An 18,977-nucleotide genomic window follows, 5' to 3' on the forward strand; every position below is an offset into this window, starting at 1 on the left:
TGGAGGTGTGGATGGAGGAGTGGGTGCTCGGCGGCGGGGACGTCAACGAGGTCGTCCGGGTGGGGGCGACCGTACGGCGTGCGCCGTCCGAACGGTCCGAGTATGTACGGGAGTTGCTCGCGCTCTTCGCGGAGAAGGGGTGGGAAGGGGCGCCGCGACGCCTCGGGGTGGACGGGCGGGGGCGGGAGGTGTTCGGGTACGTCGAGGGGCGGGCGGCCGTCACCGCCCGGGAGCGGGCTGTGGCCTGCGGCGATGCCGGGCTGGTGCGGGTCGCTCAACTCGTCCGGGAGTTCCATGACCTGACGCACGGCACGCCGTCGGCCGGCGACCGGGACGTCGTGTGCCACAACGACCTCGCCCCCAAGAACACGGTCTACACGGTGGACGGCGACGAATGGCGGCCGACCGCCTTCATCGACTGGGACCTCGCCGCGCCCGGCGACCGCGTGCACGACCTCGCCCATGTGTGCTGGCAGTACCTGGATCTGGGACCCGGCGTCAGCGATGTCCCCGAGGCGGCCCGCCGGATCGCGCTGGTCTGCGACGCGTACGGACCGTACGGGCCGGGTGGCGGTAGCACCGGGATCGTCGACGTCATCCTGTGGTGGCAGGACCGCTGCCGGCGGGGGATCGAGGCCGGCGCGGCGCGCGGGGAGCCCGCCATGATCGGGCTCCGGGAACGCGGGGTCGTGGACGAGGTGCGGAGCGCGTACGCGTGGGTGGCCGATCACCGGCGTGAGCTGGGGGCCCTCCTGGGCTGACGCGCGCCGGCGTCAGGCCGCGGGCTCCGAGGAATCGGGCCGCGGGGCCGTCGACTCCGGTGATGCGGTCTCATCGACCCATGAACTCACCTGGCCGTCCGGCTTCAGCGCGACGTGCAGCCCGTTGTTCGCGCCGTACGCGGTGCGGCCGTTCGCGACGAGGGTGTCGATCCGTACGCCGTCCACGAGGACGTCGGCCTCGTAGTGGCTGAGGGCGAGCCGGTAGACCTTCGCCGTCGTCACGCCGTCCGCCAGGGTCGGGGTGGCGACCAGGACGCGCTTGACGGCCGGCTTCGGCTTCGGTTCGGCCCGCTCGACCCAGGACGTGACCTTGCCGTTCGGCCGGAGGGTGACGTGCAGCCCGTTGTGCTGGGCGCGCGTGGGCATGCCCTGGGTGTAGAGGGTCCCGTACCGCATGCCCTTGGCCCAGATCTCCGCCTCGTAGCGGTTCTCTCCGGTGCGGTACACCTTCGCCCGGCTGACCTTGTCCGCGAGTTTCACCGTCTTCACGTAGACGCGCTCGGCCTCGGAGTGGTGGCCCGCGGACGTGACCGGAGCGGTGGCGGATGCCTCGACGGCGAAGGCGCCGGCGGCCGAGACGGCCAGCGCGGCGGTGACACCGGTGGCGACGAGGGCGGTGCGCAGGGTGCGGGGAGCACGCATCAGTGGGTCGTTCCTTCGGTGGGGTTCGTTTCGACGCGTTCGACGCTACGGACCGTCCATCAAGGAACCCCATACGTCGCGTAACAGCTATTCATCGCATACGACTCGAAACCGACAAACTGCGTCGATTGACATGCAGGCATTTACCTGCATAACTTTGAGTGTGCGATCAGAGAGCGACTCCGGACCAGTGAGCGACCCCGGAATGGACAAGGTCTTCAAGGCGCTGGCCGACGACACGCGCAGACGGCTTCTGGACCGGCTGCACGAGTACAACGGGCAGACGCTCGGGGAGCTGTGCGCGCGCATCGACATGACGCGCCAGTCGGTGACCCAGCATCTGGCCGTCCTGGAGGCCGCCAACCTGGTCAGCACGGTGCGGCGGGGGCGGGAGAAGCTGCACTACCTCAATCCGGTCCCGCTGCACGAAATCCAGGAGCGGTGGATCGACAAGTTCGAGAACCCGCGCCTGCGCGTACTGGGGGCCGTGAAACGACGAGCCGAGGAAGTCATGACCGACAAGCCCACATTCGTGTACGTCACCTACATCGAGAGCACGCCCGAGAAGGTCTGGGACGCGCTCACCGACGCCGACCTGACCGCCGCCTACTGGGGCCACAGCAACGTCTCGGACTGGCGGCGCGGTTCCCGCTGGGAGCACGTCCGTACGGACGGCTCGGGCATCGCCGACGTGGTCGGTACCGTCGTGGAGAGCGAGCGCCCGACCCGTCTGGTCACCACCTGGGTGGCGCCGGACGAGGAGGGGCAGGAGGACAAGTACTCCAGGGTCACCTTCGACATCCAGCAGCACGCCGAGATCGTCCGGCTCACCGTGACCCATGAGGACCTGCCGGACGAGAGTGCGCGCGCCGACGTGTCGTCCGGCTGGCCGGCGGTGCTGTCCAACCTCAAGTCGCTGCTGGAGACCGGTCACGTCCTGCCGCAGGAGCCGTGGCTGATGCCGACCCGCTGAGCGGGGCTGTCGGGGCAGGGGACGCGAGAAGGCCGGTCTGCGGGTGCGGACCGGCCGACATGGCTTCCTCTGCGGTGTGCTCCTACGGCCTGGGGGTGCTCTTCGCGGCCGTACCGGCGCACACAAGCCCCAGGCACACGGCCAGTGCGCCGATGATGATGTTGTTGAGGACGACGCCTGCGTCCGGGCTGTCTCCGACGATCCAGGGCGCGATGATCATCCAGACGCCCATCGCGCAGAAGGCCCAGCTGAGGCCGTACATGCGCTCCGGAGCCCGGGTGAACCCGAGGGCCAGCAGGCCGATCGCTATCCCCATGATCAGGTTGTGGGTCACGAGCGGGGGCTGGCTGGTCGTGTAGTGGAGTATCCAGGGGGACACCGCGCAGTACAGACCGAGCAGGAACACCGGTCCGTCCACGAGCGCCACGTCGCGACCGCCGAGCATGCGGGCGTAACGGTCCCGCATTTCGGATACATCAGGGTGGGCGGTTATGTCACCTCTGGTGGGCTGCACGTTGGCCATGACTCGTCTCCTTTGACTCGCAGGCCTGACCGCGTCTGGTGCGGTATGCGGTAAGCGCCGCCTAGGCAACATTTTGCGCTTATTTTTTCTTTATGTGTAGAGGCTCGTCGGGTTCATGACGATCGTGACGATCGACGACTGCACCGATCGACGACGGTGTCGATCCGGGGGGTGGTGTCGATCCGGGGTCGGACCGTTCGTGTAGGAGGTGAGAGACCATGACGACGTGGACGTCCGAGGAGGCCGTCATGAAGTACTACCTGCTCAGCGTGATGCAGCCCGTGGGTGACGAGCTGCCGCCGCCGAAGGTTCTCGCCGAGATCGGCAGCAACCTCGACGTCTTCCACCGGGAGCTGAAGGAGGCCGGCTCCTGGGTGTTCGCCGGGGGACTGCACCAACCGGAGTCGTCGACCGTGCTGCGGCCGCGCGACGGCGACGTCCTGATCACCGACGGACCGTACGCCGAGGGCAAGGAGATGCTCGGCGGGATCTGTCTGATCAAGGCGCCGGACTTGGACGCGGCCCTCGAATGGGGGCGCAAGGCGGCGCTGGCGACGACGCTGCCGATCGAGGTGCGGCCGGTCATGGGCGAAGCCGAGGACTGATGCCGGCCACGGACGTCGAGGACGTCTTCCGTGCGGAGTACGGCCGTGCGGTCGCCGTCCTCGTCCGCTTCCTCGGCGACATCGACCTCGCCGAGGAAGCGGTCCAGGACGCCTTCACCACAGCTCTGCGGCGCTGGCCGGAGACCGGCGTGCCGCCGAGCCCGGCCGGGTGGATCATCACGACCGCCCGCAACCGCGCGATCGACCGGCTGCGCCGCGAGGCCACGCGCGACGAACGGCACGCGCAGGCCGCCCTGCTGCACGCCCCCGACGCGCCGCCCGAGGAGGGCCCCGTGCGCGACGACCGGCTCCGGCTCGTCTTCACCTGCTGCCACCCCGCCCTCGCCGTCCAGGCCCAGGTCGCCCTCACTCTGCGCCTCCTCGGCGGGCTCACCACCGCCCAGATCGCCCGCGCCTTCCTGGTGCCGGAGCCGACCATGGCCCAGCGTCTCGTACGGGCCAAGGCGAAGATCCGCGACGCCCGGATCCCGTACCGCGTGCCCCGTGACGCCGACCTTCCGGAGCGGCTGAAGGGTGTCCTGGCCGTCGTCTACCTGATCTTCAACCAGGGGTACGAGGGTGAGGCGGGCCTGTGCGAGGAGGCCGTGCGCCTTGGACGCCTGCTGGCCGAGCTGATGCCGGACGAGCCCGAGGTGACCGGGCTGCTCGCCCTGATGCTGCTGGTCGAGTCGCGCCGGGGCGCCCGGCAGGACGAACACGGCGAGCTCGTGCCGTTGCCCGAGCAGGACCGTGACCGGTGGGACCGGGAGCTGATCGCCGAGGGTCAGGCACTCGTCCGGCGCTGTCTGCGCCGCAACCGCCCCGGGCCGTACCAGATCCAGGCCGCCCTCCAGGCCGTGCACAGTGACGCGGCGACCGCCGAGGCCACGGACTGGGGGCAGATCCTGCGGCTGTACGACCAGCTCATGGCCGTCGCCCCCAGCCCGGTCGGGGCCCTGAACCGGGCGGTCGCCGTGGCCGAGGTCGAGGGCCCGCGGCAGGCACTCGACCTCGTGGACGCACTGGACCTCGACGGCTACCACGTCCTCCACGCCGTCCGCGCCGACCTGCTGCGTCGGCTCGGGCGGGACGCGGAGGCGGTGCGGGCGTACGAGGCGGCCGCCGCGCTCACCCGGAACCCGGCGGAGCGCGCCTTCCTCCAGCGGCGTATGCGCTCCCTCACACGCTGAGCGCCTCCCGGACCGCCACCTCCGCCTCCGCACCGCCTTCACCGGACGACGTGACCCGCCCGGCCTCCAGGACGTAGTACCGCTGTGCCGCCCGCATCGCGAACCCGACGTGCTGCTCGACCAGCAGCACCGACAGTCCGCCCCGCGCGGCCAGCGCGAGGATCGTCTCCTCGATCTCGGCGACCACCGACGGCTGGATGCCCTCGGTCGGCTCGTCTAGGAGCAGCAGCCGAGGCTCCGTCACCAGGGCGCGGGCGATGGCGAGTTGCTGCCGCTGGCCGCCGGAGAGCAGGCCCGCGCGGCGGCTGGAGAGTGCGCGCAGCGCCGGGAACAGGTCCAGTGCCTCGGCCACCGCCTCCTTGCCACGCTTGCGCCCGTCGGCGACGAGCTGGAGGTTCTCGGCGGTCGTCAGGTGCGGGAACGACTGCTGGCCCTGCGGGACGTACGCCATCCCGCGCGCGACCCGTTCGTGCGGCTTGCGGCGGGTGATGTCCTCGCCGTCCAGCCGGATGGTCCCGCCGGTCGGCGTGAGCAGCCCCACGGCGGCCCGCAGGAGGGTGCTCTTGCCGGCGCCGTTGTGCCCGAGGACCGCGGCGACGCCGTCCTTGGGCACCTCGACGGAGACCCCGTGCAGGACGCTGCTGCGGTGGTAGCCGACGCGTACATCGTCGATCTGGAGCATCACGCCTCCTGTACGGCCACGTCGGCGGTGGCCTCGGCGGCCGCGTGCCCGAGGTACACCTCCTGCACCTTCGGGTCCGCCTGCACCTCGGCCACCGTGCCCTCGCTGAGCACCTTGCCGGCGTGCAGCACGCTGACGCTGCGGGCGAAGGAGCGCATGAAGTCCATGTCGTGCTCGATGACGACCACGGTCCGCTCCTCGCTGATGCGTTGCAGCAGCTCTCCGGTCGCCTGGCGCTCGTCGTGGCTCATGCCGGCCACCGGTTCGTCGAGCAGCAGCAGCCGTACGTCCTGCACGAGCAGCATGCCGATCTCCAGCCACTGCTTCTGCCCGTGGGCGAGCGTTCCGGCGGGGGAGTCGGCGAGCTCGGTGAGCCCGACCGTCTCCAGCGCCCTGGCGACCGGCTCGGGGACACCCTTGCGGCGCCGCAGCATGGTCCATACGCTGCGGCCCGCGCCGGCCGCGATGTCCAGGTTCTGAAGGACCGTCAACTCCTCGAAGACGGTGGCGGTCTGGAAGGTCCGGCCGATTCCCGACCGGGCGATCCTGTGCACGCTCCGCCCGAGCAGCTCCTCACCGCCGAACCGCACCGAGCCCGTCGCCTTCGCCAGACCGGTGACCGCGTCGACGAGGGTCGTCTTGCCCGCACCGTTGGGCCCGATGAGGAACCGCAGGTCTCCGGGGCTGACGTCGAGGTCCACTCCGTCGACGGCGGTGAACCCGTCGAAGGACACCCGCAGTTGGCGTATCTCAAGGCCGCTCATGCTGCTTCTCCTACGGGGATGACGGCCGCCTTCTTCTCCGTGGCCGCCCGGCGCCGCCGTACGATCCCCGCCAGCGAGGCGAGACCGCCGGGCAGGAAGGCTAGCGCGACGATGAACAGCAGGCCCTGGAAGTACGTCCAGGCCGCCGGGAACTCCTCCGACAACGCCGTCTTCGCCCAGGCCACCGCGACCGCGCCGAGCACCGCCCCGACCAGGCTGGCCCGGCCGCCCACCGCCGCGCCGATCACGAACTCGATCGACGGCACGATGCCGATCAGCGCGGGCGAGATGATGCCGACCGCCGGCACGAACAGCGCGCCCGCGAGGCCCGCCATGCCGGCCGCGACGACGTAGGCGACGAGCTTGACGTTCGCCGGGTCGTAGCCGAGGAAGCGCACCCGCTCCTCCGAGTCCCGTACCGCGACGAGGAGTTCGCCGTAGCGGCTCTGGATGAGCTGGCGGGCGAGGGCCATGAGCAGCAGCAGGACGGCGGCGATGATGAAGTACACCATCCGCTGGTTGACCGGGTCGTCGAGGGCGTAGCCGAAGAAGCCCTGGATGTCGGTGAGTCCGTTGGTGCCGCCGGTCGTGGCCTGCTGGCCGATCAGCCAGATGGCGAAGGCGGCGGCGAGCGCCTGGCTGAGGATCGCGAAGTACGCGCCCTTGACCCGGCGCCGGAAGATGAACGACCCGAGCAGTGCCGCGACCGCCATCGGCAGCAGCACGGTGGCGGCGAGCGCGAAGAGCGGGTTCGCGAACGGCTTCCACCACCAGGGCAGTTCGGTCGCGGTGCCGTACAGCTGCATGAAGTCGGGCAGGTTGCCGGGCCCCGCGTCGGCGATCTTCAGGTGCATCGCCATGGCGTAGCCGCCGAGCCCGAAGAACACGCCCTGGCCGAGCGTCAGCAGCCCGCCGCGCCCCCAGGCCAGACAGATGCCGACCGCGACGATCGCGACGCACAGGTACTTGGCGAGCAGCCCGAGCCGGAAGTCGGACAACGCCAGCGGCGCGATGGCGAACAACACGACGGCCGCCCCCGCGAAACCGGCCGAGGCGCGGGCCGAGGGGCCCTTGAGCAGGTTCATACGAGACTCCTCGTCCGCAGCGTGTACAGCCCCTGGGGCCGCCACTGGAGGAACGCGACGATGCCGACGAGCACCAGCACCTTGGCGACGCTGACGGTGGTGGAGTACTCCAGCACCGACTGGAGCACGCCCAGCACGAAGGCGACGATCACCGTGCCCTTGAGCTGCCCGATGCCGCCGACGACGATCACCAGGAAGGCGTCGATGATCACGTTGGTGCCCATCGTCGGCCCGATCGGACCGACCAGGGTCAGCGCCACTCCGGCCACGCCCGCGAGCCCGGAACCGATGAAGAAGGCCGTACGGTCGACGGTCGAGGTGGAGATGCCGGACACCTCCGCGAGGTCGCGGTTCTGCACCACGGCACGGATCCGGCGGCCCAGCGGCGTCAGTCGCAGCGTGAGCGACAGTGCGACGACCGCAGTGACCGCCAACCCGAGAATGAACAGACGGCTGTTGGCGACGGTGAGCGGATCGTCCCCGCCGATCAGGGTGACGTTGCCGGTGAGGACGTCGGGCGCGCGGGTCTGCACGTTCGGCGCGCCGAAAATGTCCCGGGCGAGTTGCTGGAGCATCAGGGAGACGCCCCAGGTGACGAGAAGGGTGTCGAGTGGCCGCAGATACAGGCGTCGTATCAGCAGCCATTCCAGAAGTGCGCCGAGAGCGCCCGAGACGAGAAATGCGACGGGAAGAGCGACCAGCAGCGAAATTCCGGCGCTCGAAATGGACTTCTGCAGGACGTACGTCGTGTAGGCGCCGGCCATGATGAACTCGCCGTGGGCCATGTTGATGACGTTCATCTGGCCGAAGGTGAGAGAGAGACCGAGCGCGATGAGCAGCAGGACGGCACCGATGCTGATGCCGGTGAAGGTCTGACCGAGGATCACGGTCATACGGCGGCTCCGGGGAGGCGGGGGTGCGGGGCCCGGCGGACATGTGCCGGGCCCCACAAGGCGATCGGTCGGGTCAGGACAGGCCGGAGGCCCAGGAGTAGCCCTTGAGGTACGGGTCCGGCTTGATCGGCTTGCCGGAGTCCCACACCTGCTCGATCAGACCGTCGGAGCCGACCTTGCCGATCCGGGCCGTCTTGTAGATGTGCTGCGAGGCGCCGTCGATCGTGACCTTGCCCTCGGGTGCGTCGAAGGTGATGCCGTCCGAGGCGGCCTTCACCTTCTCCGGGTCGAAGGACTTGGCCTTCTCGACCATGGCCTTCCACAGGTAGACCGAGACGTACGCGGCCTCCATCGGGTCACTGGTCGGCTTGTCCTGGCCGTACTTGGCCTTGTACGCCTTCACGAACTTCTCGTTCGCCGCGCCCTCGGTGGTCTGGTAGTAGTTCCAGGCCGTGAGCTGGCCCTCGAGGTACTGCGTACCGATCGACTTGACCTCTTCCTCGGCGATGGACACCGAGACGACCGGCATGCTCTTCGCGGTCAGGCCCGCCGACTTGTACTCCTTGAAGAAGGCCACGTTCGAGTCGCCGTTGAGGGTGTTGAACACCGCGTCCGCCTTGGACGCCTTCACCTTGTTGGCGATCGTGCTGAACTCCGTCGACCCCAGCGGCGCGTAGTCCTCGCCGAGGATCGTCATGCCGTTGGCCTTGGCGTACGCCCGGATCTCCTTGTTGGCGGTGCGCGGGAAGACGTAGTCGCTGCCGACCAGGTAGAGCTTCTTCAGGCCCTGGCTCTTGAGGTAGTCGAGGGCCGGGATGATCTGCTGGTTGGTGGTCGCGCCCGTGTAGAAGATGTACGGCGACTCCTCGAGACCCTCGTACTGCACGGGGTAGAAGAGCAGCGACTTGTTCTTCTCGAAGACCGGCTTGACGGCCTTGCGGCTGGCGGAGGTCCAGCAGCCGAAGGTGGCCGCGACGCCGTCCTCCTTGATGAGCTTGGTCGCCTTCTCGGCGAAGGTCGGCCAGTCGGAGGCGCCGTCCTCGCTGATCGGCTTGATCTTCTTGCCGAGGACGCCACCGGAGGCGTTGATCTCGTCGACGGCGAGCATCAGCGAGTTGCGTACGGTCACCTCGCTGATCGCCATCGTGCCGGACAGCGAGTTGAGCAGGCCGACCTTGACCGTGTCGCCGCTGACGTCGATCTTCGCGGCCTTGTCGGACGAGCCGGCCGCGTCGGTCTTCGCGCCGCACGCCGAGAGGGCGACGACGGCCGCGAGCGCCGCGGTGCCGGCCAGGAAACGGCGCCGGTGGATATGGGGAAGACTGGACAAGTGGACCTCCTTGAAGGGCGGTCCAAAGCCTCAAGTCGTCCTGTTTCCAGGGCGTTTCGGGATACTTACCCGGCTGTATCTTCCGGCTCTCCGCCGGGAAAGAGACCGGAAACAAGAAAGCCCCGGGTTGAATTCCGCATCGGAAATTCACACGTGGCCCGAGGCATTCTAGTTACTTCCTGCAGGAAGTATCTGGGGTGGGTGGGGGCATGTCAACACTGAGTGTCAGGGGCGAGTGGCGACGTCGAGGTCGAGCTGGGTGAGCACGTCGAAGTCCACGCCGTCCGCCTGGGCGAGGTAGATGCGCTGCCTGACATGCCGGTCCCGGAGCCGCAGCAGCCCGCGCGGTCCTTCGTACGACACCGACTCGGCCGTCGCGCCGATGGCCGCCACGTCCAGCGTCCTGGCCCGGGCGACGAGCGCGGCGAGCAACAGCACGCCCTCGTAACACGATTCGCCGAGACTCCCGGGCGACGGTGCCTCGATGCCGTACCGCCCGGCGTACCGGCCGTGGAAGTCGAGGGTGTCCTGGTTGGCGAGCGAGGCGAAGAACCCGGCGGTGCTGTAGAGGCCGGCGGTCGCCGTGGGGCCGCTGGCCATCAGCATGTTCTCGTCCATCAGCGTGCTCAGGCGCAGGCAGCGCTGGTCGAGGCCGGCCGCGGCGAACGCCCGGTTGAAGCGGACGGCGTCGTTGCCCACCAGAAGCATCAGGACGGCGTCCGCCTCCGACCTCTCGATCCGTCGCAGCACCCCGTCGAAGTCATGGGTGCCGAGTGGCAGATACGCCTGCGCGCAGACGTCGCCCCCCGATTCGCGCGCGTACGCGCACGCGGCCCGCGCGGTGCGCCGCGGCCACACGTAGTCGTTGCCGACGACGAACCACCGGCGCACCTTGCGCTCGCCCGCCAGCAGCCGCATCGCCGGTCGCAGTTGGTCGTCCGGGGTCTCGCTGGTCAGGTAGACGCCGGTGGTGTGCTCCCCGCCCTCGTACAGCGCGGTGTACACATACGGCACCCGGTGCGCGATGCGCGGGGCGAGCGTCTGGCGTACCGAGGAGATGTGCCAGCCGGTGACGCCCTGCACGACGCCGAGGTCGACCAGCGCCTCGACCCGGTCGGCGATCTCGCGGGGCTCCGCGCCGCCGTCCACCGGCAGCAGCCGCAGCTCCTTGCCGAGCACGCCGCCGGCGTGGTTGACCTCCTCCGCGGCGAGCTGTGCGCACAGCTCGCAGGTCGGCCCGAAGATGCCCGCGGCGCCCTGCATCGGGAAGACGAGGGCGACGCTGAGCACGGAGTCGTCGACGGTGAACCAGTCGAGCGGATGGGGGTCGAGCTGGAACATGCGGTCATGATTCCGGGTCCGTTCGGTGAACTCCAGTCCGTCTCGGGGGCTGGGCGGTGGGGAATCGGTGGACGTCGACGATCCGTTGGTGACACGTGGACGATCCTTCGGTGAAGCGGCACTTGTACGATGACGGCACCCCGGGACCGAGGAGCAGGATGCCTACCCCACCTCCGCGTCAGCCCCAGGACCTGATGCAGCTGTTGACGCGCGCCGAACGCCTCGCCGCGCGCCGGCTGCAGAGCGTCCTCGACGAGGACGGCTGCTCGCTCGACGCCTGGCGGGTGCTCTCCCTGCTCTCCGACGGCGCGGGCCACAACATGTCCGCGGTCGCCGAAGCGGCCTTCCTGCCCCCGGCGACCCTGACCAAGCTGGTCGACCACCTCGTCGACCAGAACCTCGTGTACCGCCGGGTCGACCCCCTGGACCGCCGTCGCATACTCGCCCACCTCACCCCGCGCGGCGAGACCTTCTGGCGGCGGATCAGCCGTGAGGTGCGGGCAGGCCTGCCGGTGCTCGGCGAGAGCGACGACGACCTGCTGCGTGGTCTGCTGGAGCGACTGGTCGGCACGCTGGAGCAGACGGCGGCCGAGACTGCCGGCTGACCATGGCCGTACTGCGCGACTGGTGGCGAAACCAAGCCGATCTTCAAAGTAACCGCAGGTCAGCGGCCTGGTGAAGGATACTCAGGTGGCGCAATGATTCAGCAACACCACTGGCCGGAGACCGTCGGTATGGTCGCCGCATGCCACCTGAACGAACCCGCGAGCACACCGCGCCGCTCGCCGCCGCCCGCCGCCGTCGGCTGCGTGCGGACCGGGCGCGCCAGCTCGCGGACCTGCTGCGGCACCTGGTTCTGACCGGGGGATTTCCCGGGGGCGCGCTGCCCCACGAGGACGTCCTCGCCGCCGACTACCAGGTGTCACGCAACACCGTGCGGCACGCCCTGGACCTGCTGCGTGCCGAGCAGCTCGTCGAGCGGATGCCCGGCGTCGGCACCGTCGTCGTCGCCGAGAAGTACGCGCACGGCCTCGACCGGCTGATGGGACTCGCGGAGACCCTGCGGGAACACGGCCGGGTCACCAACGAGGTACGCACGATGGGGCCCGTCGCCGCGCCCGCACCCGTGGCCGAGCGCCTGCGCCTGCCCACCGGCACCGACGTGCTCTACATCGAGCGGCTCCGCAAGCTGAACGGGCTGCCGCTCTCCCTCGATCTCACCTACCTTCCCCTGGACATCGGCAGCGAACTGATCGGCGCCGACCTGGAGAACACCGACGTCTTCCGGCTGCTGGAGCAGATCACCGGGCAGCCGCTCGGGCACGCGGAGATCACCCTGGAGGCCGTCAACGCCGACGCGCACTCCGCCACCGTGCTCCAGGCGCCGCGCGGCACCGCCGTGCTGATGCTGGAGCGGCTCACCCACCTGTGCGACGGCAGGCCCGTGGACCTGGAGTTCATCCGGTTCCGCGGGGACCGGATCACCATGAGCGGGCTGCTGCGCCGCTCGGTCTGAATCGCCGTACATCTGTACTTCCGTATGTCCGCGGCCCGCTGAACATCCGCGATCCGCGCAGCGTTTCTCTCACCCCTCGCAGTACCTCACTGGAGACAGCCATGCCCTTGGTGCCCCAGCGGGCCGACGTGCCCGTGACCGTCGACGAGTCGAAGTGCATCGACGGCTGCACGCTCTGTGTCGACATGTGTCCGCTGGACTCCCTGGCCATCAACCCCGACAGCGGCAAGGCGTACATGCACGTCGACGAGTGCTGGTACTGCGGCCCCTGTGCCGCCCGCTGCCCCACCGGGGCCGTCACGGTCAACATGCCCTATCTGCTGCGGTGAAAGGCCCACATCCGATGAAACGCACGACTCCTGCCGCCCTGCTCGCGATCGCCCTCGTCAGTACCCTCGCCACCGGCTGCGGCGGCGACGCCTCGGCCGGCGACGACACCCACGTCACCGTCACCGTCGGCTACCAGTCCAAGACCATCAACACCGTCACCGCCGGCACCCTGCTGCGCTCCCTCGGCTACTTCGAGCGTGAACTCGCCGCACAGGGCAAACGGGACGGCATCTCCTACAAGGTCGAGTGGCAGGACTACGCCACGGGCGCGCCCATCACCGCGCAGATGACCGCGGGGAAGATCGACATCGGGTCGATGGGCGACTTCCCGCTGCTCATCAACGCCGCCCGCGGGAAGCAGCTGAACCGCCCCACCCACCTCGTGTCGGTCACCGGCTACAACCTGAAGGGCGCCCTCAACACCGTGGTGACGGCGCCGGACTCGAAGCTCGGCTCGCTCAAGGACCTGCGGGGCAAGAAGGTGTCCACCAGCGTCGGCTCGGCGGCGGACGGCACGCTCGTACGGGCGCTCCAGCGGGCCGGGCTCGACGCGGAGAAGGACATCAGCAAGCTCAACCAGCAGCCGGCGGTGGGTGCCTCGGCGCTCCAGGCGGGCAGTGCCGACGCCCTGTCGCAGTTCGTGGCCTGGCCCGGGCTGCTGGTCTTCCAGAACAAGGCGAAGGCCCTGTACGACGGTGCGGAGCTCGATCTGCCCACCTTCCACGGAGTCACCGTCCGCGAGGACTTCGCCGAGCAGCGGCCGAAGGTGCTCGACGCCTTCCTCACCGCGCAGATCGAGGCGACGAAGTACCTGAACGACCACCCCGTGCAGGCCGCCGAGAAGGTCGCCGAGGCCACCGGACTGCCTCCGGAGGTCGTCTACCTCTACAACGGCAGCGGCGGCATCGCCACCTTCGACCCGGCCGTCAAGCCGCAGCTCGTCGCCGCGCTGAAGAAGGACGTGTCGGTGCTGAAGTCGGCGAAACTCGTCGGCGACGTGGACGTCGACTCGTTCGTCGACGACGGCCCGATCAAGCGCGCGTACGGCAAGGAGTACGCCGAGCGGCTCGCCGCCACTCCCGGCGCCTCGCGCAGCGAGGTCTGGCTCAGGGGCGAGGACAGCACCCGCCCGTTCGACTCGCCCGCCGCCCTGCTGAAGTTCGTCGCCGGGCACAAGGGCGAGGTGCGCGCCGCCTACGTACCGGACGCCACCAACGGCACCCGCTGGTACGCCGACAAGGCGGTCTGGGTCCAGGACGGCAAGGAGCTGAAGCCCTTCGTCACCGCCTCCGCCGCCCGTGCCTACACCCAGGCGCACCCCGCCGCCCGCACCGTCCCCTACGCCACGGCACTGGAGCAGGCGTCATGACCGCGGTGACGGCTCCGCCGACGAAGGCATCGGCGGGGCCGGCACCCGCTCGGCGCACGGCCCGCCTCCGCCCCGTCGTCCGTGTGCTGTCGCTGCTCGCGGCGCTCGGGCTGTGGCAGCTGCTCACCACGCTCGACGTCCAACTGTGGCTGCGCTTCGACCAGTTCCCGTCCGTCACCGATGTGGCCGGGGAGTTCGGAGAGCGGCTCGGCGACGGCGCCTACTGGCAGGACGTGACCGACAGCCTGCGCCGGATCGTCACCGGCTTCCTGCTCGCGGCGGTGCTCGGCGTCGCCGCGGGCGTGGCCGTCGGCCGCTCCCGCTGGGCCGCGGACCTCGTCGGGCCGGTGCTGGAAGTGCTGCGGCCCGTCCCCGCCATCGCGCTGGTACCCGTGGCGATCCTGCTCTTCCCCAGCAACGAGCAGGGCATCGTCTTCATCACCTTCACCGCCGCGTTCTTCCCGGTGCTGGTCGCCACCCGGCACGCGGTGCGCGCGCTCGCCCCGGTGTGGGAGGAGGCGGTGCTCACCATGGGCGGCGGACGGTGGCGGGTGCTGGCCTCCGTGGTGCTGCCCGGCGCGCTGCCGGGGATCTTCGGCGGGCTGTCGGTCGGGATCGGCGTCTCGTGGATCTGTGTGATCTCCGCGGAGATGATCTCCGGCGAGTACGGGGTCGGCTACCGCACCTGGCAGGACTACACCGTCATCGACTACCCGGGTGTGTTCACCGGCATCGTCACCATCGGCCTGCTCGGCTGGCTGACCTCCACCGTGGTGGAGCTCCTGGGACGCCGGCTGACGCACTGGCTGCCGCGCCGCGAGGGGAAGGCCACATCATGAGCACGGACACCGACACCACCGTCACCGCACCGCGCACCGAGCAGTCCGCCCCCGGGGCACGGCTCACCGTCACCGGCGCCGAGTTCGGCCGACCGGGTGCCGTGGTGCTGCGCGGGCTGGACCTCGAAGCCGCCCCCGGCGAGATCCTCACCGTCGTCGGCCCGTCCGGGTGCGGCAAGTCCACCCTGCTGCGGACCCTGGCCGGGCTGCTGCCCGCGCTCGCCGGACAGGTCGCCCAGGACGGGCGGCCCGTCACGGGGCCCGGCGCGGACCGGGCGCTGATCTTCCAGGAGGACGCGCTGCTGCCGTGGCGTACCGCCCGGGCCAACGTCGAACTCCCGTTGGCGATCAGGGGATTGGGCCGAGCCGAGCGCCGGGCCAGGGCGGAGCAGTGGCTGGAGCGGGTCGGGCTGGCGGGACTGGAGCGGCAGTTGCCGCACCGGCTCTCCGGAGGGCAGCGGCAGCGCGTGCAGCTCGCCCGCGCCCTCGCCGGGCAGCCGCGGGCCGTCCTGATGGACGAGCCGTTCGGCGCCCTGGACGCCCAGACCCGGGCCGGTATGCAGCAGTTGCTGGTGGAGGTGTTGCGGGGGACCGGCGCCACCGTCGTCTTCGTCACCCACGACGTGGACGAGGCGCTGTTCCTCGGCGACCGTGTCGCGCTGCTCCGCGCGGGCGGCCTCGCCGGGGTCCGGACGGTGCCGAGCCCGCGCGACCGCGGCGCCCGCGACGACCCCGCGACAGTGGCACTGCGCCACGACATCCTCGAATCCCTCGGCCCCCGAGCGTCCTGAGACCGACTTGGCCGCCGCGTGTCCTGGGCGTCCCTCGGCACGCGAGCGTCCCGACCCTCCCCTCGGCCCCGAGCGTCCCGAGCGCCCCTCCGCCGCCCCCCATGTCCTGAAAGGCACTCCCGCCATGACCAGCCCGACCCTGACGGAGATCCCCGACCTCGACTCGGCCGAGGAGCTGAGCTGCGACGTCCTGGTCATCGGCGGCGGCACCGCCGGCACGATGGCCGCGCTGACCGCCGCCGGGCGGGGTGCCTCCGTGTTGTTGCTGGAGAAGGCCCATGTACGGCACTCCGGGGCGCTGGCGATGGGCATGGACGGCGTCAACAACGCCGTCATCCCCGGCCGCGCCGAACCCGACGACTACGTCGCCGAGATCACCCGCGCCAACGACGGCATCGTCGACCAGTCGACGGTCCGTCAGACGGCCACCCGGGGCTTCGAGATGGTGCAGCGCCTGGAGTCGTACGGGGTGAAGTTCGAGAAGGACGAGCACGGCGAGTACGCGGTCCGGCAGGTGCACCGCTCGGGTTCGTACGTGCTGCCGATGCCCGAGGGCAAGGACGTCAAGAAGGTCCTCTACCGGCAGCTGCGCAGGCGGGAGAACCGCGAGCGGATCCGCATCGAGAACCGGCTGATGCCGGTGCGGGTCCTGACCGCCGGTGGCAGGGCGGTCGGCGCGGCCGCCTTCAACACCCGCACCGGCGCCTTCGTGACCGTACGGGCGGGCGCCGTGATCCTCGCGACCGGTGCCTGCGGCCGCCTCGGGCTGCCCGCGAGCGGCTATCTGTACGGCACGTACGAGAACCCGACCAACGCGGGCGACGGCTACGCGATGGCGTACCACGCGGGCGCCGAGCTCACCGGCATCGAGTGCTTCCAGATCAACCCGCTCATCAAGGACTACAACGGCCCGGCCTGCGCCTACGTCGCCAACCCGTTCGGCGGCTACCAGGTCAACCGGCACGGGCAGCGGTTCGTCGACTCCGACTACTGGTCCGGGCAGATGATGGCGGAGTTCGCCGCCGAGGTCGCCTCCGACCGCGGGCCGGTCTACCTCAAGCTCAGCCATCTGCCGGAGGAGTCCATCTCGGCCCTGGAGTCGATCCTGCACTCCACCGAGCGGCCCACACGCGGCACCTTCCACTCCGGACGCGGTCACGACTACCGCACCCATGACGTGGAGATGCACATCTCCGAGATCGGTCTGTGCGGCGGCCACTCCGCCTCGGGTGTGCGGGTCGACGAGCACGCCCGTACCACCGTGCCCGGCCTGTACGCGGCCGGTGACCTGGCCTGCGTGCCCCACAACTACATGATCGGGGCGTTCGTCTTCGGTGATCTGGCGGGCGAGGACGCCGCCCGGTACACGGCGTACCAGGGCGAGTTGCCGCAGGACCAGCTCGCCGAGGCCCACGAGCTGATCTACCGGCCGCTGCGCAACCCCGACGGCCCGGCCCAGCCCCAGGTCGAGTACAAGCTGCGCCGGTTCGTCAACGACTACGTCGCCCCGCCCAAGAGCGGCGCCCGGCTCTCCCTGGCGCTGGAGCACTTCGAGCGGATGCGGGACGAGATCGCCGAGATGGGGGCGCGGACGCCGCACGAGCTGATGCGCTGCGCCGAGGTCTCCTTCATCCGCGACTGCGCGGAGATGGCGGCCCGGTCCTCCCTCGCCCGCACCGAGTCCCGCTGGGGCCTCTACCACGAGCGCATCGACCACCCCCGGCGGGACGACACGGCCTGGCTGCACCACCTCGACCTGCGCAAGAGCCCGACCGGAGCGATGGAGTTCACGGCGCGTCCCGTCGAGCCCTACCTCGTCCCCGTCGACGAGTTCACCCCCACCGGCGGCCCCGCCCGCCACCTGGGCGAGGTGCAGCCGCTGGAGACGGCCACGGCGGGGCACCGCGAGGCACCGCCCGCAGCGCTCACCCCGGAGACGGGCGGCGCGGCCGACCCCACCGGCCCGACGCACGGAACCTCGGAGTCCACCCGGGAACGGCTCCTCGAAGTCGTCGCGCTCACGGAGGAGGAACCCGATCTCCCGGCCCTGGAGCCCTATTTGAAGGACGCGGACGCCGCCGTACGTCTCGCCGCCGTCAAGGCACTGACCGAGACGGTGCCACCCGGCGCGGGCCCCGCACTGGCCACCGCCCTGACCGACGGCAACGGCCGGGTGAGCGCCGCGGCCGCCGCCTCGCTGCGCGAGCTGGCCGAAGTGCTCACGGCGGAGCCCGAGTTGCGCGCCCCGCTGGTGGCCGCGCTGGCGGGGGCGGATCCGACGGCCCGCGCCGCGGCACTGGACCTGCTGCGCGCCCTGCGCCTCGGGGACGCCGAACTGTTCGCCGGGCTCCTGGCCGACGTGGACATCGAGGTGCGGTTGGCCGCCGTACGCGCCCTGGTCTCGGTGGACGCCGTCGAGGCCCTGTCCGAGGCGGCCGGCGACGCGGCGCGCGAGGTCCGGGTCGCCGTGGCGCGCGGGTTCGCCGCCGTGGCCCCGCATGTCGACCGGGACGCCGGCACCCCGGCCGCCCTGCACCGTCTGACCGGCGATCCCGACGTCCTGGTACGCGCGGCGGCGCTGGAAGCCCTGGGCGTCCTCGGCGTCCCCGACGGACTCCTCGCCACCGCGTCGGCGGCGCTCACGGATCCTGCCTGGCAGGTCCGCGCGGGAGCCGCGACCGCACTGGGCGGGGCGGCACCGGACCAGGGAGTGCCTGCTCTCAGCGGGGTGCTGCGCGACACGAACGCCGATGTGCGCAAGGCCGCGGTACTCGCTCTGCTGCGCCACACCGCACGCGACGACGCCCGTACGGCACTCGCCGCCGCGGTCGACGACCCCGACGCCGACGTCCGCGCGTACGCGAGCCGGGCGGGGCGGTGATCCGGCGCCTCCTCAACTCCGGGACTCATCAGGCGGGTTGACCGGCCTGCACCCTCAATTGGTACAGACCAAACTCTTGACTGGTACAGACCAACGCGGTTGAGTGTGTCTCCACACCCCCCACCACGGCCGCCCCCACGCCGTGGCCGACCTTGTCGGCGCGTGCGCACAAGGCTCCGCTTCGTCCTGCCCTTGTCCGGGTGCGGCCGTGCTCCGCAAAGGAGTTGGTCCTCTGTGTCGAGGCGCCGTATAGCAGCAGTCCTGTCCTCACTCGCCCTGGCCGGCGCCGCTCTGGTGCTCCAGCCGGCCCCGAGCGCGTCCGCCGCCGGCTTCGTCGTCAGCGAGGCGCAGTTCAACCAGATGTTCCCGAACCGGAACTCGTTCTACACGTACAGCGGCCTCACCGCCGCCCTCAGCGCCTACCCCGGCTTCGCCAACACC

The 18,977-nt window shown here is 70.6% G+C and carries 19 protein-coding genes and 1 pseudogene; 12 read left to right on the forward strand and 8 right to left on the reverse strand.

The window, feature by feature from the left end:
• Window positions 1-11: 11 nt before the first annotated feature.
• Window positions 12-761, forward strand: a complete 750-nt coding sequence (locus ABD932_RS43000; protein ID WP_345021896.1) for a phosphotransferase — start codon at window positions 12-14, stop codon at window positions 759-761.
• A 12-nt stretch (window positions 762-773) separates the two neighbouring features.
• Here the strand turns inward: ABD932_RS43000 and ABD932_RS43005 are convergent, their stop codons facing one another.
• On the reverse strand, window positions 774-1,424 hold the full coding sequence (locus ABD932_RS43005; protein ID WP_345021898.1) for a hypothetical protein: 651 nt from the start codon (window positions 1,422-1,424) through the stop codon (window positions 774-776).
• 205 nt (window positions 1,425-1,629) lie between these two features.
• Between ABD932_RS43005 and ABD932_RS43010 the strand changes: the two genes are divergently transcribed.
• Window positions 1,630-2,397 (forward strand): ArsR/SmtB family transcription factor, encoded by a 768-nt coding sequence (locus tag ABD932_RS43010; protein WP_345021943.1) that lies wholly within the window; start codon window positions 1,630-1,632, stop codon window positions 2,395-2,397.
• Window positions 2,398-2,479: 82 nt separating this feature from the next.
• Here the strand turns inward: ABD932_RS43010 and ABD932_RS43015 are convergent, their stop codons facing one another.
• A complete protein-coding gene (locus tag ABD932_RS43015; RefSeq protein ID WP_345021900.1) occupies window positions 2,480-2,920 on the reverse strand; it encodes an SPW repeat protein in 441 nt (146 codons plus the stop codon).
• Between the two features lie 248 nt (window positions 2,921-3,168).
• Between ABD932_RS43015 and ABD932_RS43020 the strand changes: the two genes are divergently transcribed.
• Together ABD932_RS43020 and ABD932_RS43025 are read left to right on the forward strand one after the other, a co-directional pair.
• The gene (locus tag ABD932_RS43020) at window positions 3,169-3,525 is read left to right on the forward strand and encodes a YciI family protein (protein WP_345021945.1); all 357 of its coding nucleotides are present in this window, start codon (window positions 3,169-3,171) and stop codon (window positions 3,523-3,525) included.
• Entirely contained in the window at window positions 3,525-4,715 is a 1,191-nt protein-coding gene (locus ABD932_RS43025) for an RNA polymerase sigma factor (protein ID WP_345021902.1), read from the forward strand. Before ABD932_RS43020 ends, ABD932_RS43025 begins: the two co-directional genes overlap by 1 nt.
• Here ABD932_RS43025 and urtE read toward each other — a convergent pair.
• The 6 genes from urtE to ABD932_RS43055 all read right to left on the reverse strand — a co-directional run bounded on the left by urtE (window position 4,705) and on the right by ABD932_RS43055 (window position 10,810).
• Window positions 4,705-5,397, reverse strand: a complete 693-nt coding sequence (gene urtE / locus ABD932_RS43030; RefSeq protein WP_345021903.1) for an urea ABC transporter ATP-binding subunit UrtE — start codon at window positions 5,395-5,397, stop codon at window positions 4,705-4,707. The two genes, ABD932_RS43025 and urtE, sit on opposite strands and share 11 nt — an antisense overlap.
• The gene (gene urtD, locus ABD932_RS43035) at window positions 5,397-6,161 is read right to left on the reverse strand and encodes an urea ABC transporter ATP-binding protein UrtD (RefSeq protein WP_345021905.1); all 765 of its coding nucleotides are present in this window, start codon (window positions 6,159-6,161) and stop codon (window positions 5,397-5,399) included. The genes urtE and urtD overlap by 1 nt, the downstream gene beginning before the upstream one ends.
• Window positions 6,158-7,246, reverse strand: a complete 1,089-nt coding sequence (urtC, locus tag ABD932_RS43040; protein WP_345021907.1) for an urea ABC transporter permease subunit UrtC — start codon at window positions 7,244-7,246, stop codon at window positions 6,158-6,160. Before urtC ends, urtD begins: the two co-directional genes overlap by 4 nt.
• On the reverse strand, window positions 7,243-8,139 hold the full coding sequence (urtB, locus tag ABD932_RS43045; RefSeq protein WP_345021909.1) for an urea ABC transporter permease subunit UrtB: 897 nt from the start codon (window positions 8,137-8,139) through the stop codon (window positions 7,243-7,245). The genes urtC and urtB overlap by 4 nt, the downstream gene beginning before the upstream one ends.
• 73 nt (window positions 8,140-8,212) lie before the next feature.
• Entirely contained in the window at window positions 8,213-9,469 is a 1,257-nt protein-coding gene (urtA, locus tag ABD932_RS43050) for an urea ABC transporter substrate-binding protein (protein ID WP_345021911.1), read from the reverse strand.
• Window positions 9,470-9,694: 225 nt separating this feature from the next.
• The gene (locus ABD932_RS43055) at window positions 9,695-10,810 is read right to left on the reverse strand and encodes a substrate-binding domain-containing protein (RefSeq protein WP_345021913.1); all 1,116 of its coding nucleotides are present in this window, start codon (window positions 10,808-10,810) and stop codon (window positions 9,695-9,697) included.
• A gap of 158 nt (window positions 10,811-10,968) precedes the next feature.
• Between ABD932_RS43055 and ABD932_RS43060 the strand changes: the two genes are divergently transcribed.
• The 8 genes and pseudogenes from ABD932_RS43060 to ABD932_RS43095 all read left to right on the forward strand — a co-directional run.
• Window positions 10,969-11,415, forward strand: a complete 447-nt coding sequence (locus ABD932_RS43060) for a MarR family winged helix-turn-helix transcriptional regulator (RefSeq protein ID WP_345021915.1) — start codon at window positions 10,969-10,971, stop codon at window positions 11,413-11,415.
• A gap of 140 nt (window positions 11,416-11,555) precedes the next feature.
• Window positions 11,556-12,326, forward strand: a complete 771-nt coding sequence (locus tag ABD932_RS43065; protein ID WP_345021917.1) for a GntR family transcriptional regulator — start codon at window positions 11,556-11,558, stop codon at window positions 12,324-12,326.
• 101 nt (window positions 12,327-12,427) lie between these two features.
• On the forward strand, window positions 12,428-12,655 hold the full coding sequence (locus ABD932_RS43070) for a 4Fe-4S dicluster domain-containing protein (RefSeq protein WP_031480193.1): 228 nt from the start codon (window positions 12,428-12,430) through the stop codon (window positions 12,653-12,655).
• A 14-nt stretch (window positions 12,656-12,669) separates the two neighbouring features.
• Complete coding sequence (locus tag ABD932_RS43075; RefSeq protein ID WP_345021934.1) at window positions 12,670-14,025, forward strand: ABC transporter substrate-binding protein; 1,356 nt, start codon at window positions 12,670-12,672, stop codon at window positions 14,023-14,025.
• On the forward strand, window positions 14,022-14,864 hold the full coding sequence (locus tag ABD932_RS43080) for an ABC transporter permease (protein ID WP_345021936.1): 843 nt from the start codon (window positions 14,022-14,024) through the stop codon (window positions 14,862-14,864). Before ABD932_RS43075 ends, ABD932_RS43080 begins: the two co-directional genes overlap by 4 nt.
• Window positions 14,861-15,655: an ABC transporter ATP-binding protein gene (locus ABD932_RS43085; protein ID WP_345021938.1), complete on the forward strand. Its 795-nt coding sequence runs from the start codon at window positions 14,861-14,863 to the stop codon at window positions 15,653-15,655. Before ABD932_RS43080 ends, ABD932_RS43085 begins: the two co-directional genes overlap by 4 nt.
• Before the next feature lie 124 nt (window positions 15,656-15,779).
• Entirely contained in the window at window positions 15,780-18,536 is a 2,757-nt protein-coding gene (locus ABD932_RS43090; RefSeq protein WP_345021940.1) for a fumarate reductase/succinate dehydrogenase flavoprotein subunit, read from the forward strand.
• 276 nt (window positions 18,537-18,812) lie between these two features.
• Window positions 18,813-18,977, forward strand: a pseudogene (locus ABD932_RS43095) (chitinase); the annotation flags it as partial.

It is taken from the genome of Streptomyces shaanxiensis (assembly GCF_039537145.1).
GTDB lineage: Bacteria > Actinomycetota > Actinomycetes > Streptomycetales > Streptomycetaceae > Streptomyces > Streptomyces shaanxiensis.

Bases quoted from the DNA above. Each gene is read 5' to 3' on its own strand.
- ABD932_RS43060 (WP_345021915.1), top strand. From the start codon at position 10,969: ATGCCTACCCCACCTCCGCGTCAGCCCCAGGACCTGATGCAGCTGTTG.
- ABD932_RS43015 (WP_345021900.1), bottom strand. From the start codon at position 2,920: ATGGCCAACGTGCAGCCCACCAGAGGTGACATAACCGCCCACCCTGAT.
- urtE (WP_345021903.1), bottom strand. From the start codon at position 5,397: ATGCTCCAGATCGACGATGTACGCGTCGGCTACCACCGCAGCAGCGTC.
- ABD932_RS43010 (WP_345021943.1), top strand. From the start codon at position 1,630: ATGGACAAGGTCTTCAAGGCGCTGGCCGACGACACGCGCAGACGGCTT.
- urtD (WP_345021905.1), bottom strand. From the start codon at position 6,161: ATGAGCGGCCTTGAGATACGCCAACTGCGGGTGTCCTTCGACGGGTTC.
- ABD932_RS43025 (WP_345021902.1), top strand. From the start codon at position 3,525: ATGCCGGCCACGGACGTCGAGGACGTCTTCCGTGCGGAGTACGGCCGT.
- ABD932_RS43000 (WP_345021896.1), top strand. From the start codon at position 12: ATGGAGGAGTGGGTGCTCGGCGGCGGGGACGTCAACGAGGTCGTCCGG.
- ABD932_RS43080 (WP_345021936.1), top strand. From the start codon at position 14,022: ATGACCGCGGTGACGGCTCCGCCGACGAAGGCATCGGCGGGGCCGGCA.
- ABD932_RS43070 (WP_031480193.1), top strand. From the start codon at position 12,428: ATGCCCTTGGTGCCCCAGCGGGCCGACGTGCCCGTGACCGTCGACGAG.
- ABD932_RS43090 (WP_345021940.1), top strand. From the start codon at position 15,780: ATGACCAGCCCGACCCTGACGGAGATCCCCGACCTCGACTCGGCCGAG.
- urtB (WP_345021909.1), bottom strand. From the start codon at position 8,139: ATGACCGTGATCCTCGGTCAGACCTTCACCGGCATCAGCATCGGTGCC.
- urtC (WP_345021907.1), bottom strand. From the start codon at position 7,246: ATGAACCTGCTCAAGGGCCCCTCGGCCCGCGCCTCGGCCGGTTTCGCG.
- ABD932_RS43005 (WP_345021898.1), bottom strand. From the start codon at position 1,424: ATGCGTGCTCCCCGCACCCTGCGCACCGCCCTCGTCGCCACCGGTGTC.
- ABD932_RS43085 (WP_345021938.1), top strand. From the start codon at position 14,861: ATGAGCACGGACACCGACACCACCGTCACCGCACCGCGCACCGAGCAG.
- ABD932_RS43065 (WP_345021917.1), top strand. From the start codon at position 11,556: ATGCCACCTGAACGAACCCGCGAGCACACCGCGCCGCTCGCCGCCGCC.
- ABD932_RS43020 (WP_345021945.1), top strand. From the start codon at position 3,169: ATGAAGTACTACCTGCTCAGCGTGATGCAGCCCGTGGGTGACGAGCTG.
- ABD932_RS43075 (WP_345021934.1), top strand. From the start codon at position 12,670: ATGAAACGCACGACTCCTGCCGCCCTGCTCGCGATCGCCCTCGTCAGT.
- ABD932_RS43055 (WP_345021913.1), bottom strand. From the start codon at position 10,810: ATGTTCCAGCTCGACCCCCATCCGCTCGACTGGTTCACCGTCGACGAC.